Consider the following 13,422-nt stretch of genomic DNA (forward strand, 5'->3'; position numbering starts at 1 on the left):
TGCACCGCCCTGTCCTTTGTGACAATAAAATACCCGGCATTGACCGGGTATTTTTTTTGTTTAAGCATTGAACATTTCCACTACTTAAGTCTTACAAAATACCCTTAAGGTTGCTAGGTGAAGGGATTTTCTTTAACATTCGCAAAATTTTAATCATTTTTATAAGTCTGACGCTTTATATCTGTTCTGATTCTTCAGCTGCAAATTCGACGGGTCATGTCTCTGATGGGGAGAATAATTAATGACGAATGACGGCGTGAATAAAACCCGGCGTCGCTTTCTTGTGGGCGCTACATCAGTAGTCGGGGCTGTTGGTACAGTGGGAGTCGCCATCCCATTTGTTAAATCCTGGAACCCAAGTGCTAAGGCTAAAGCTGCGGGAGCCCCAGTTAAAGTGAACATCGCCAAGGTAGAGCCAGGACAGCAAATTGTTGCTGAATGGCGTGGTAAACCTGTATTTGTTGTCCGGCGTACGGAAGAAATATTAGCCAACATTAAGAAAATGGATAAGCGTGTTGTTGATCCTGGCTCAAGTGAGCCACAACAACCGGCTTACGCAAAAAATGAGTATCGTTCGCGAAAGCCTGAGTTTTTAGTATTGATTGGCTTGTGTACGCATTTGGGTTGCTCACCAAAATATCACCCTGAAGTTAAGGCCATGGATTTTGATGAAAAATGGCTGGGTGGTTTTCACTGTCCCTGTCATGGCTCCAAGTTTGATTTGGCGGGTAGGGTTTTTAAAGGTGTGCCTGCACCCTTGAACTTAGAGGTACCCCCTTACTCATTCGAGGATGAAAATACCCTAGTCATCGGGATTGATGAGGAGAACGCTTAACATGAGCACAATGCAAAGATTCATGGCCTGGGTCGATGCGCGTTTTCCCGCCACAAAGATGTGGGAAGAACATTTAAGTAAATATTACGCGCCGAAAAACTTTAACTTTTGGTACTTTTTTGGCTCTTTGGCCTTGCTTGTACTCGTTAACCAGTTACTGACGGGTATTTGGCTGACCATGAGTTATAAACCCTCAGCTGCAGAGGCATTTGCTTCCGTTGAATATATTATGCGCGATGTTGAGTGGGGGTGGTTGATCCGCTATTTACACTCAACAGGAGCTTCTGCATTTTTTGTTGTTGTTTATTTACACATGTTTCGTGGTATTTTATATGGATCATACCGCACACCTCGTGAGTTAGTATGGATTTTTGGTATGGCCATTTATTTGCTCTTAATGGCAGAGGCATTTATGGGGTATTTATTACCCTGGGGGCAAATGTCGTATTGGGGGGCTCAGGTAATTATCTCTCTGTTTGGAGCCATTCCTGTCATTGGGGCTGATCTGCAGCAGTGGATCAGAGGTGATTACTTAATCTCTGATATTACTTTGAACCGCTTCTTTGCATTACATGTAATCGCCTTACCTTTAGTACTAGTAGGTCTCGTCGTTCTGCATATTTTAGCGCTTCATGAAGTGGGTTCTAATAACCCTGATGGTATTGAGATCAAGAAGAAAAAAGACGCCAATGGCGTACCTTTAGATGGTATTCCCTTTCATCCTTACTACACCGTAAAAGATATTGTGGGTGTTGTCGTTTTCTTATTTGTCTTTTGTATTATCGTGTTCTTTTTCCCTGAAATGGGTGGATTTTTCTTAGAAAAACCTAATTTTGAACAGGCAAATAGTTTGAAAACACCTGATCATATTGCACCTGTTTGGTATTTTACGCCTTTTTATGCCATTTTACGGGCAATTCCTGATAAACTAATGGGCGTTATCGCTATGGGTGCAGCTATTGCCATTTTATTTGTTTTGCCCTGGTTAGATCGCAGTCCAGTAAAATCAATCCGTTATAAAGGTTGGATGAGCAAAGTAGCCATTGTGCTGTTTGCAATCAGCTTTTTATGGCTTGGTTATCTGGGTGCTATGCCTGCCACTGATACTCGAACTTTTTGGGCCCAAGTATGTACGGTTATCTACTTTTTATTTTTTCTGTTGATGCCATGGTATACGCGGGTTGAGAAGACTAAACCAGTTCCAGAGAGGGTGACAGGCTAATGAAAAAGCAACTGATTGCGTTGTTATTAGCATGGATGCCTGTTGCTGTAATGGCCGCAGGTGGCAGTGGTTATCCATTGACCCATGTTGATATCAACTTGGAAGATAAAGCGGCTTTGCAAGAAGGTGCCAAGCTTTATATAAACTACTGTATGGGGTGTCACAGTACTGAGTTTCAACGCTATGAGCGAGTAGCGGATGACTTGGATATTCCCCATGAGCTGTTTATGGAAAACCTAGTCTTTGATGACGCGAAAATTGGTAGCCTAATGGAAAATGCCATGCGTGATGAAGAGGCTAAACGCTGGTTTGGTGCTGCACCTCCTGATTTGACGCTTGTCGCTAGGGTTCGAGGTACAGATTGGTTATACACTTATCTTAATACCTTTTATGTTGATCCTAAGCGTCCCTGGGGCGTTAATAACAAAGTCTTTCCTGATGTGGCAATGCCTCATGTGCTAGCAGAGCTTCAGGGGCTCCAGGAAGATACCTGTGGTGATACTGACCCGTCTAAGCGTGATACTTTAACCGGTGAGCGCTTGTGTGGGTTTAAACCCATTACGGGTAAAGAAGGGTCAATGTCAGAGCAAGAGTATAAAGAAGCGACCCAAAATTTGGTGACTTTCTTGGCTTATGCAGGAGAGCCTGTTCAGCTTGAGCGGAAACGAGTTGGCGTCTATGTGCTATTGTTTCTGGCAGTATTCTTTGTTTTTGCATACTTGCTGAAGCGAGAGTTCTGGAAAGACGTACATTAAGCAGTAATTGCTTGATACAATGGCTATTTAGCCACGGTTAACAGCGTGTACTCTTAAGGGTACGCGCATTGTTTGTTTTTTGGATCAGTCAAAATGTGGGGTTAAACATGGGCGTAGTCGCCAAACGTTCCTCAATGACTTTTTACTCCGATCCCAAGGATCATTATTGTCATCGCGTGAGAATCGTTCTTGCTGAGAAAGGTGTTGCTGTTGATATTCAGGATGTTGATCCTGAAAACAAGCCTGCTGAACTCGCAGATCTTAATCCATACAATAGTCTGCCAACTTTGTTGGATCGAGACCTAATTTTGTATGAAGCCAATGTGATGATGGAGTATCTCGATGAGCGCTTCCCCCATCCACCGCTGTTGCCTGTCTACCCTGTAGCTCGGGCACAAAGTCGTTTGTGGATGCACCGAATTGCCAAGGACTGGGCCACGAAGGTAGATACACTATTGGATGCCAAAACCAAAGAGACAACAGCCAATAGGGTACGTAAAGAACTTAGGGAAAGCTTGGTATCAACCACGCCAATTTTTATGGAGAAACCTTTCTTCATGAGCGAAGAGTTTACGCTGGTTGACTGTTGTGTTGCTCCAATTTTGTGGCGGCTACCAGTAATGGGTATCGAGCTACCAAAACAGGCTCGACCTTTGGTTGAGTATTCTGAGCGGCTATTCGCAAGGGAATCATTTAAAGAAAGCCTATCAGAAGCCGAAAAGGAAATGCGTATCTAAACAGGGCATATGCCGTGTGTTTCTCTATGCAATAAGAGGGCTAGTTTGCCCTCTTATTTGCTGTGAAATAAGATACTCGCCAAAGAAAGGAGACAATTGATGTCAATGAGCAGTAGCCGCCCATATATCATGAGAGCGTTATATGAGTGGATAGTCGACAACAACTGTACCCCTTATGTATTAGTTAATACTGCACAAGCTGGTGTGGTGGTACCGCAAGAATACATTAAGGATGATCAGATCGTACTCAATATTTCTCCTGTAGCGGTGCGGGACTTGTTGATGAGTAATGAGCAAATTGAATTTAATGGGCGATTTGGTGGATCCCCCATGCATGTCTATGTGCCAACAGGTGCAGTAATGGCTATCTACGCAAAGGAAAATGGACAAGGCATGGTCTTTGAGGTTGAGCAAACACCTACTGACCCTGAACCAACACCAACCTCCCCTGGTACTGATGGACAATCTGGTACCCGTCCTAGTGGTAAGCCAAGTTTGAAAGTGGTTAAGTAAAGGTTGTTAACGAGATAAGACAAAATAGCAAGCAGAGGCTTGCTATTTTTTTAATCAGTGTAATCAAAAATCTTAACTATTTTTTGTACACCATAAGCTGTACGACTGATGTCTACTGCATGGCGAGCGACAGACTGACTGACTTTTCCCATAAGGTAAACAATACCGTTTTCTGTCACGATTTTTATTTTGCCCGCAGGAAAGTTCTTTTCAGCAAGCATTTTGGTTTTGATTTTTGAGGTTAGCCAACTGTCATTACTGCGAATTAAGAATGTGGTAGCTGGGCCAATTTCTAGCTCATTGTAGACGCGTCGTACTTTTTTTACATTACGAGCAACATCACCAGCGAGGCTACGAAGTCGTTCATTCGCGACTTGCCCTGTTAATAAAACAATACCCTCGTAGCTGGTTACGACAATATGCGATGATTGTTCCAGAGCCGGGTCCGCTTTGGCTATATTGACCTGGGTAACCGTTTCAATGGTGTTGTCATCGACCCAATCACCCATTGTGCGTGTACTTTTGTCTTGCTGAATAGGACCATCATTGGTCGCTTTTAGGATTGGAGTACATGCCGAGGAGAAAGTAATCAGATTGATTAAAAGGAACCATAAGATAGGATTTTTCATTTCGTTAAGCTCCACCAAAGTTAAATGCCGCCAAACAAAAACTCGTCAATTAAATCACATAAACAGTGTATGGTGAGCAGTTGAACCTCTTGAATGCGCTGAGTATTAATTTCGGGTACTCTAATTTCTACATCTTCTGCATCCAATAAAGCAGAAATATCACCACCATCACCACCGGTTAAGGCAACTACGAACATTTCTCTATCGTGAGCAGCCTGAATTGCCTGAACAATATTTGTTGAACGACCACTGGCTGAAATGACGAATAAAATATCATTTGGTTGGCCGAGTGCTCGTACTTGTTTAGAGTATATTTCATGAAAGCTATAGTCATTGGCAATCGCGGTCAGTGTTGCTGCATCAGCGGATAAGGCGACAGCGGGTAATGCAGGGCGTTCTCGCTCAAAGCGATTTAGTAATTTAGCTGTAAAGTAGGCAGCACTGCTGGCTGAATTGCCATTTCCACAAGCCAGAATTTTTCCCTCATTGAGTAATGCATTGACCATTAGTTCGCTGGCTTGACCAATAAGGGGGCTGAGAATTTCAGCTGCATGGGCCACTGCATCAATACTTTCGGCAAAATGGCGTGTTATGCGTTCATGCATTGGTTAAACAGCCTTTCATTGTTTAATTGCTGAGGATAAAGACAGCAGTTGAAGAAATAAAGTGGTTGCAGCTAACGATAAATACAGCGTGCTAATAAGCTATCATTTTGACAGTTTGGCAACGGTAATACGCTTAGCTGGTGGTTGAAGACGCTATTGTAACCTGAATCAATAATATCAGGACAGGGATGATGACAGATAAAAAACAAAAATACAGCAGTTAATACTTTCGATAAATTGAGCGAGTAGTAGGGCTAGTAATCCAGTTGAATTATATTTTTAAGCCAATCTATTTGTTCACTGGATGTTTGTCCTGTTATGGCAAGCAGATCAAAACGACAGGCTGGATTGTGTTTTGCCTGTGTCAGTAGAAAATGCTTAGCGGTGTTTATGAGCTTAAGCTGCTTACTTCTGGTTAACGATTCAGTCGCTGCCCCAAAAGTAGCATTTTTTCGATAGCGAACTTCAATAAAAACAAGTGTAGTGTCATCAAGCATGATGAGATCTATTTCGCCGCCTTTCCACGCGTAATTCCGTTGAACCAGTGTTAATCCCTGCTGTTTTAGGAAAGCCAGCGCTAAGTCTTCGTGCTGGCTTCCTCGGTGCCGGTGAGAAAGGCGCCAAAACATACTTAATACTTATTGAGCGCTGCGCTGGTTGATAGTCATTGAAGGCAAACGCTGAGGTTCACCTGCTTTAAAAATATACCAGGGCTGAGTGCGCTCAATTTCTTGATACTGGTTCATTGTCAGAGAGCCTGATGCACCACTGATTTGAGTACCACTTAAAGAAGCAAGCTGGCTCAAGCGGTCGTATAAGCGGAATGCATCAATACCTAATACATAGAGCTGTGCATATGAGGTACCGTTTTTTCGACGAGCTTCGATAATTTGGTCTTTTAGTGGGTCATTGAAGTCGTCATTAAGCCAGGGCATACCCGTAAAGCGAATATTGTTGAGGTCGTGGTCAATCTGAGGATTAACTACACCTGAAAACACATTAGCTGTCGCATAAACGGGTAGATCTCCCGCAAAGTAGTAGGCCAGAAAAGGCTTAACCAGTCGTGACTGAGTTGCACTAGCGGCTAAAAATACAAAGTCGACATCTTGGCGCCGGCGTCCACTAAATTGAACGTCTTTTCCTGCAAGGCGTTGAATTTCTAATGCTCTTGCATTGCTTGCATTGACATTCATTAGACGGCCAATGACGGCTTTGTAATTATTGTTTGCTTCATTAAAGCGTCCAATGCCTACAACTTCACCACCAAGCGACTGTAGTTCTTGTTGAAAGGCTTCGCTGGCCCGTATTGCCCAGTCACTCTCAGGCGTGACCACCACAGCAAAGCGATGGCCATCATGTATGGCTTGTCGAGCGGCTTGACGTGCTTCATCATCTGCTGACAAACCAAACTGGTAAAATGGACGATTGCCTGCTGCTTGACCCCGATTTGCATAATTTAAAGCCATTATTGGAATGGGGAGTGCGGCATTATTTTGCAGTTGTTGAACGGCCTCTTTACGGAGAGGGCCAATTGCCAACTGAGCGCCTTCTGCTGCAGCCTGGTTAAGAATTGCTAGTGGGTCAACAGATGTTGTGTCATAGGGGGTAATTTCTGGTACCTGGGCACCGCTTCGTTGGGCATGGAAGTAAGCTGTAAAAAAGCCTTTTTCTATTGCATTACCTGCAACTTTTAATGCCCCATTTCGAGGAAGCAACAGTGCAACTTTTCGTGGGCGCTCCTGAGATGCTTTACTCAATAGTTGTTGTGTTTGTGGGAGTTGCTGATGACCGGGGTGATTAGGCCACTGTTGTTGCCAATTGGCAAAAGCTTGCAACTGAGTTTCAATGTTATCTGACGCTTTAACGATATTAGCAAGTTGAATATAGCCTGTCAGTAAAGTATCAGAGGTATTCGCAGCCATGGCATCCAGTGTAGGGCTATCAACATTGAGTAAGTAGCGCCATAGCTTTTGATAAGATAACTGTTTTTCTCTTTCCGTTTGCAAAGGAATAGCCAACATGATTTCATCAATTGCAGCACGATATTCTTTATTCAGTGCATAGGCTTCCGCGCGAACGGCATAAGCGCGCATCCCTACTTGGCTGTCTGAGTTATTAATAACCGCGGGTGAGTCAAGCCAGTCAAAAGCTTTCATCGCATTCATATCAGCCAGCGCAAGCTGAGCTTGAACAACAGCATAACGGCCTTGGTTAGAACCTGTTTGAGCGTTAGGCGACAGCTGCTGCAAAATATTTTTAGCTTCCTCTGTTTTCTGCTGTTCTAATAAAATACTTACAGCATCAAGTCGTAGCGCATCTTGTTCTTCCCCTGTACTTTGTTCTGCACTGGAGAGCAGTTGTTGTACTTTAGCCATTGACTGTGTAGCCAATGGGTCACTTTGCGTGTTTCCAGATCGATTTAAAAATGAGTTGCCACAGCCCGCAAGTAGACCACTGATGAGGCAAACCGAGACGAGCGACTTAATGGCTTTCTTGAGTGGGGTTTTGATCTTTATCGTGCTTGTCATGCTTGAATGCGATTCCTGTTGCGTTGGTTTATGCGGGTCAAAATAACTTTTATTGATTTTAACATGGTGAGCTTTACTTTAGGGATTAACAATAGTGGTGCAAAAGCGTTATACCTATACAACTAAAACTTAAAAACTGCTATTACCAGGAAACAGCATCTCTAACCATTATGATAGGCTATTACCACAAATGACATTCACTTTAATACCCAGACTCAACATAACTAACGTTAACAAGTTACAGAGGATCTAAATCCTGATACTTATACCGTTCACTATAGGTATAGGTGCACTTGCTAGCGTTTATTTGTCTGTTTGGCTTTACAGTCTGCTGGCAACGTGTAAAGTGAAGTGCAACATTATTGATTGATTAACACCTAACGTTTACGGTTTTGCAGAATTTCACTGTAAAACAAATCGTTTTCGTTATTCTATTTTATCTGAAAATTACACTTTTTTTATAAGATTCATAATGACTGGCTTCACTAAAAAGTAAATCAGTCATTTGGTTAACTTGGTGGGAAAGGCTTTATTTATAATGACATCGGGTGTTTTATATATTGTTGCAACGCCTATAGGCCATTTGGATGATTTTAGTCCTCGTGCACAAAGAATTTTACAGCAAGTAGATTTAATTGCAGCTGAAGACACTCGTCATTCTTCGCGGCTTTTATCTCACTTTGGGATAACTACATCCATGGTTTCATACCATGAACATAATGAGTCTCAGCGAACAGAGCAGTTATTGGCGAAGCTGCAGCAGGGACAAACGATTGCCTTGATTTCTGATGCTGGAACACCTCTTATTTCAGATCCTGGCTTTGTTATCGTGAGAGAAGCAAGGAATGCAGGTATTCAAGTAAGCCCAATTCCAGGGCCCAGTGCCATTATGTCAGCACTTTCTGTGGCGGGCTTACCAACAGACCGGTTTTGGTTTGAAGGCTTTTTACCTTCTAAAGCAACACAGCGAAAGCAACGTATTCTGGAGTTGGCACAATTACAGGCAACATGGGTTGTGTATGAGTCAACACATCGCATTATTGATTGTTTGGCGGATATGCAACAAGTGTTGCAAGTAGGGACGCAGGTTGTTATTGCGCGAGAGCTTACCAAACAGTTTGAAACCGTTTTGTCAGGCTCAGCTAGTGAGCTACTTGAGCGCTTACAACAAGAACCTGTCCAGCAAAAAGGTGAGTTTGTTGTGCTTGTTGAAGGGAAGGCTGAATCTGTTTGTAGTGAAAATGAAATCCCTGATGATGTTTTACATATCTTACAAACGTTGCAAGCAGAGCTTCCCATTAAGCAGGCTGCAAGTTTGACTGCGAAAATTTCTGGGTTAAAGAAAAACCTGTTATACAAAGTTGCACTTTCAAATAAAGGTCGCTAAGCTTCGCGGCTGAGTTGGCCAGACAGTCGCTGTAATGCATTTGCATTATGGAGGAAAGTCCGGGCTCCATAGGGCAAAGCGCCAGGTAACGCCTGGGGGGTGTGAGCCTACGGAAAGTGCAACAGAGAGTAGACCGCCTAAGCAAAGTGATTCACTTTGCCGGTAAGGGTGAAACGGTGCGGTAAGAGCGCACCGCGTGAGTGGTAACACGTCACGGCATGGTAAACCCCGCTTGGAGCAAGACCAAATAGGAATTCATAGGTGCGGCCCGCACCGAATTCGGGTAGGTTGCTTGAGGTGTATAGTGATATACATCCCAGATGAATGACTGTCCTCGACAGAACCCGGCTTATCGGCCAACTCATTTCTTTTCCCCCTTTGCTGTCTGCTTTTTTAATTTGGGCAAGTTGATATTGATGGGGGTAACATCTGAAAACACAGTGCTCTGCAAAATGTTCAACAACTAAGTTGCACTTCAATACTTTTCCCTCAATTAGGTGTTTTACAGAAATAATTAATCCTTACGTCACTTCAATTCAACAATTCAGTTAACTCGCTGAATCCTCTTGATAAATACTCCAGGCAATCGGTTATGTAATAACCCGTATTCGTGCGTTTTTGTCAACTGCATCACATTTTTGTGGTGGTTGGCATTTGGGGTTGCCTTGACGGAACTCAGGGCCATTCCTATAGTGTCTGAAAGTGGTACAAAGTGGGTGAAAGTGGATTTTTTTGGGGTAAAAGTGGCGAGAGTGTATAGTTGTGTTCCGCGGAGTTAATGCAATCAGTCTGGATGCCAAAGGGCGGCTTGCTATCCCAAGCCGTTACCGAGAAGTACTAAATGCCCATTGTAATGGGGCTTTAGTGGCCACGATTGATACAGAAGAACCTTGCTTGTTGATTTACCCCATTGATGAGTGGGAAGACATTCAGGCAAAAATTGAAGCATTACCAAGCTTCAACCCTGTTGCCAGACGTATACAGCGGCTGCTGATTGGGCATGCTACTGATTTAGAAATAGATGGCAGTGGCAGGGTGTTAATCCCACCACTGCTTAGAGATTATGCGGGCCTTGAGAAGAAAGTGATCTTACTGGGCCAAGGCAAAAAATTCGAACTTTGGAGTGAACTGCGCTGGAACGAGCGTCGCGATGCCTACCTGGCGGAAGCCAGTCAAGGAAGTGAAATGCCAGATGAGCTGCAGTCCTTGTCGTTGTAGTGAGCTTATGACTGAAGAACTGAAACATACCACTGTGCTGCTGGATGAAGCTGTTCAGCAACTGAATATTGTTGCTGATGGAATTTATATTGATGGCACATTTGGTCGTGGTGGACATAGCCGGAGGATTTTGTCTCAGCTGGGGGCTGAGGGGAAACTTTTGGTTATTGATAAAGATCCTACAGCGATAGCGATGGCTAATCAGTTGGCGGAGGAGGATTCAAGGGTAAGTGTTGCCCATGGTTCATTTGCACAGTTAAAGGAGTGGGTGAAACAGCATCACTGGCTGGGGCGGGTAGATGGTATTTTACTGGACTTGGGGGTGTCCTCCCCCCAGCTTGATGATGCCCAACGAGGGTTTAGTTTTCTGCAAGATGGCCCTCTGGATATGCGAATGAATCCTGACCATGGTGTGAGTGCCGCAGATTGGTTGGCAAAAGCAGAGGCACGAGATATTGCGACTGTTTTGAAAGAATATGGTGAAGAGCGCTTTGCGCGCCGGATAGCGGGTGCCATTGTGCGGGCTCGAGAGGAAGTAGAGATCACAACAACAAAACAGTTAGCAGAGATTGTGGCGCAAGCGAATCCCTCATGGGAAAAGCATAAGCACCCAGCAACACGTTCATTTCAAGCAATTCGCATTTTTGTGAACAGAGAGCTGGATGATTTGCAACAAGGATTGGATGATGCGCTCCAGTGTTTACACGTCAGTGGTCGGCTGGTTGTGATCAGCTTTCATTCACTTGAAGATCGTATTGTAAAGCGTTTTATACGAAAGCATGAAAAAGGCACTGAGTATCCACCAGGTGTGCCTGTGACAGCCGATATGGTGGCTAGTACACAGCGTCTTCGTGGTGAGAGAAAGCCGGTTCGTCCAAGTGAAGAAGAAGTTCAACAAAACCCCCGTGCTAGAAGCTCAATTATGCGGGTGGCCACTAAATTGCGTTAGCGTTAATTAGTAAGAGGGTCCCTATGACTCATGTAGTAGCGCAGCTGAAGCAAAAGCAAGTAGTGGTGTTTTTTTTACTGATGGTGATGATTGTTATCTCTTCAGTAGCCATTACTTATGTTGCTCACATGAATCGTCGCGCATTTAACGATTTGCAGCGCCAGCTTGTGGTCAAAAATGCGGCACAAGTTGAGTGGGGACAGTTGCTTTTACAACACAGCACACTCACTACACCGAAGCGTGTTGAAAGGATTGCAACAGAGAAGCTGGAGATGGAAGCACCAAATCCCGATCAGATAAAAATGGTGGTGCCATGAGCAAGGTCAAGCAAACAGGGCCTTACCTGTGGCGCTTTCGCATTGTCGTGACTTGTTTGATGCTGGTGATGGGCGTCATTACCTGGCGTATTGTTGATTTACATGTCATCGATCGCCAGTTTCTGCAGGATCAGGGCGACAAACGTACCGTACGTTATACCGAGATAGCTGCAACGCGAGGCATTATCTTTGACCGAAATGGAGAGCCATTAGCCGTCAGCACGCCTGTTAAGTCCTTTTGGGGAAATCCAAAAGAGCTTGTGGAACATAAAGAGCGCTGGCCAAAGCTGGCAGACACATTAGGTATTAAGCGTAAAACCCTGGCCAAGCGAATCTTACGCAGTGCAGACAAGGAGTTTATTTATCTCCGCCGACATTTAACACCTAAACAGGGAGATAAGGTCGTAGCACTGGATATTCCAGGTGTCTATGTTATGGATGAGTTTCGTCGCTATTATCCTGCCAGTGAAGTTGTTGCTCACCTTATAGGGTTCACTAACATTGATGGTCAAGGACAAGAAGGTATAGAGCTAGCGTATAGTGAATGGCTTGATGGCAAACCAGGAAAGGTTCGCTTACTGAAGGATCGTCGTGGCCGTCTTATTGAGCAAGCGCAATCAATTAAAAGTGCTGAGCCTGGGAAAGAGTTAATGCTAAGCATTGATATGCGTATTCAGTATTATGCTTTTCGGGCTCTTCAAGAGGCTATAAAAGAAAATGAAGCAGATAGTGGCTCAGTTGTCGTATTAGATGTGACGACAGGTGAGGTATTGGCGATGGTCAATAACCCATCGTATAACCCCAATAATCGAAAAGGTGTGAAAGTTTCTGCACTACGAAACCGTGCAGTGACAGATGTATTCGAGCCAGGCTCAACGATGAAAGCATTTACGGTTGCTGCAGCCTTAGAAACTGGCAAATATACACCTGATACCAAAATTGATGTACGTCCTGGCTATATCATGGTTGGCCGCAAAGCAGTGAAAGACCACCGAAATTATGGTGTCATTGATTTAACGACGGTACTGACTAAATCAAGTAATGTGGGAACCACAAAAATCGCTCAGGATATTGGTGTTGAGCGGATATGGTCTTTACTCAGCCGTATTGGGTTTGGGGAGACTACAGGCGTTGGTTTTCCAGGTGAGCGCAGTGGCACTTTACCTGTTCATAGAAAATGGCGTCCAGTAGAAATTGCCACATTGTCTTATGGCTATGGCCTCTCTTCAACACCACTTCAAGTCGCTCAAGCCTATATGGTGCTTGCCTCAGGTGGTATTAAGCGTCCCATATCACTACTAAAAGTAGATGATCCTTCCAGTGTCGAAGCAAAACAAGTATTACCTAAGAAAGTGGCAAAGCAAGTAGTGGGTATGTTAACCACCGTCATTGAGCGGGGAGGCACAGGAACCCGGGCCAAAGTAGATAGTTATACCGTGGCAGGAAAAACAGGCACTGTACATAAAGTGGGTGCGCATGGTTATGAGGATAAAAAGTATATGTCGATTTTTGCGGGTATGGCTCCAGCGTCAAATCCGCGTGTGGTGACTGTGGTAATGATTAACAACCCCAAAGCCGGAAAATATTACGGTGGAGCCGTTGCGGCCCCTATTTTTTCCAATGTAACAGCAGGTGCTTTGAGAATGCTAGGTGTTCCACCTGACAATATGCCTGCTGTTGCCAGACAAGAAGCTAAACCAGGGATTAAAGATAAGTCGTAAAAGTAT

14 protein-coding genes and 1 other RNA gene are annotated in these 13,422 nt (G+C 44.1%); 11 read left to right on the forward strand and 4 right to left on the reverse strand.

Annotation, left to right across the window (positions count from 1 at the left end; translation table 11 throughout):
* Positions 1-241: 241 nt before the first annotated feature.
* The 5 genes from petA to ACQ96U_RS11165 all read left to right on the forward strand — a co-directional run bounded on the left by petA (position 242) and on the right by ACQ96U_RS11165 (position 4,062).
* Positions 242-835 carry a ubiquinol-cytochrome c reductase iron-sulfur subunit gene (petA, locus tag ACQ96U_RS11145; RefSeq protein WP_431721326.1) on the forward strand — a complete coding sequence of 198 codons (594 nt, stop codon included), beginning with the start codon at positions 242-244 and terminating at the stop codon, positions 833-835.
* 10 nt (positions 836-845) lie between these two features.
* Complete coding sequence (locus ACQ96U_RS11150) at positions 846-2,057, forward strand: cytochrome b (protein WP_431721459.1); 1,212 nt, start codon at positions 846-848, stop codon at positions 2,055-2,057.
* Positions 2,057-2,812, forward strand: coding sequence for a cytochrome c1 (locus tag ACQ96U_RS11155; RefSeq protein ID WP_431721327.1), 756 nt, complete (start codon positions 2,057-2,059; stop codon positions 2,810-2,812). The genes ACQ96U_RS11150 and ACQ96U_RS11155 overlap by 1 nt, the downstream gene beginning before the upstream one ends.
* A gap of 107 nt (positions 2,813-2,919) precedes the next feature.
* Entirely contained in the window at positions 2,920-3,549 is a 630-nt protein-coding gene (locus ACQ96U_RS11160) for a glutathione S-transferase N-terminal domain-containing protein (RefSeq protein WP_431721328.1), read from the forward strand.
* A 99-nt stretch (positions 3,550-3,648) separates the two neighbouring features.
* A complete protein-coding gene (locus ACQ96U_RS11165) occupies positions 3,649-4,062 on the forward strand; it encodes a ClpXP protease specificity-enhancing factor (RefSeq protein WP_431721329.1) in 414 nt (137 codons plus the stop codon).
* 50 nt (positions 4,063-4,112) lie between these two features.
* Here the strand turns inward: ACQ96U_RS11165 and ACQ96U_RS11170 are convergent, their stop codons facing one another.
* From ACQ96U_RS11170 to ACQ96U_RS11185, 4 genes are all read right to left on the reverse strand, one after another.
* Positions 4,113-4,691, reverse strand: a complete 579-nt coding sequence (locus tag ACQ96U_RS11170; RefSeq protein ID WP_431721330.1) for a BON domain-containing protein — start codon at positions 4,689-4,691, stop codon at positions 4,113-4,115.
* Between the two features lie 20 nt (positions 4,692-4,711).
* Entirely contained in the window at positions 4,712-5,296 is a 585-nt protein-coding gene (locus tag ACQ96U_RS11175; protein WP_431721331.1) for a phosphoheptose isomerase, read from the reverse strand.
* 254 nt (positions 5,297-5,550) lie between these two features.
* Positions 5,551-5,925 carry a YraN family protein gene (locus ACQ96U_RS11180; RefSeq protein ID WP_431721332.1) on the reverse strand — a complete coding sequence of 125 codons (375 nt, stop codon included), beginning with the start codon at positions 5,923-5,925 and terminating at the stop codon, positions 5,551-5,553.
* Positions 5,926-5,934: 9 nt separating this feature from the next.
* Positions 5,935-7,824: a penicillin-binding protein activator gene (locus tag ACQ96U_RS11185; RefSeq protein ID WP_431721333.1), complete on the reverse strand. Its 1,890-nt coding sequence runs from the start codon at positions 7,822-7,824 to the stop codon at positions 5,935-5,937.
* Positions 7,825-8,362: 538 nt separating this feature from the next.
* Between ACQ96U_RS11185 and rsmI the strand changes: the two genes are divergently transcribed.
* The 6 genes from rsmI to ACQ96U_RS11215 all read left to right on the forward strand — a co-directional run bounded on the left by rsmI (position 8,363) and on the right by ACQ96U_RS11215 (position 13,416).
* The gene (rsmI, locus tag ACQ96U_RS11190) at positions 8,363-9,211 is read left to right on the forward strand and encodes a 16S rRNA (cytidine(1402)-2'-O)-methyltransferase (RefSeq protein ID WP_431721334.1); all 849 of its coding nucleotides are present in this window, start codon (positions 8,363-8,365) and stop codon (positions 9,209-9,211) included.
* A gap of 10 nt (positions 9,212-9,221) precedes the next feature.
* Positions 9,222-9,579: RNase P RNA component class A (gene rnpB / locus ACQ96U_RS11195), an RNA gene on the forward strand.
* 394 nt (positions 9,580-9,973) lie between these two features.
* Positions 9,974-10,429 (forward strand): division/cell wall cluster transcriptional repressor MraZ, encoded by a 456-nt coding sequence (gene mraZ / locus ACQ96U_RS11200; RefSeq protein ID WP_431721335.1) that lies wholly within the window; start codon positions 9,974-9,976, stop codon positions 10,427-10,429.
* Complete coding sequence (gene rsmH, locus ACQ96U_RS11205; protein WP_431721336.1) at positions 10,404-11,378, forward strand: 16S rRNA (cytosine(1402)-N(4))-methyltransferase RsmH; 975 nt, start codon at positions 10,404-10,406, stop codon at positions 11,376-11,378. Before mraZ ends, rsmH begins: the two co-directional genes overlap by 26 nt.
* Positions 11,379-11,401: 23 nt before the next feature.
* The gene (gene ftsL, locus ACQ96U_RS11210) at positions 11,402-11,695 is read left to right on the forward strand and encodes a cell division protein FtsL (RefSeq protein ID WP_431721337.1); all 294 of its coding nucleotides are present in this window, start codon (positions 11,402-11,404) and stop codon (positions 11,693-11,695) included.
* Positions 11,692-13,416: a peptidoglycan D,D-transpeptidase FtsI family protein gene (locus ACQ96U_RS11215; protein WP_431721338.1), complete on the forward strand. Its 1,725-nt coding sequence runs from the start codon at positions 11,692-11,694 to the stop codon at positions 13,414-13,416. Before ftsL ends, ACQ96U_RS11215 begins: the two co-directional genes overlap by 4 nt.
* Positions 13,417-13,422 lie beyond the last annotated feature (6 nt).

Source organism: Zooshikella sp. RANM57, from assembly GCF_050749885.1.
Lineage (GTDB): Bacteria > Pseudomonadota > Gammaproteobacteria > Pseudomonadales > Zooshikellaceae > Zooshikella.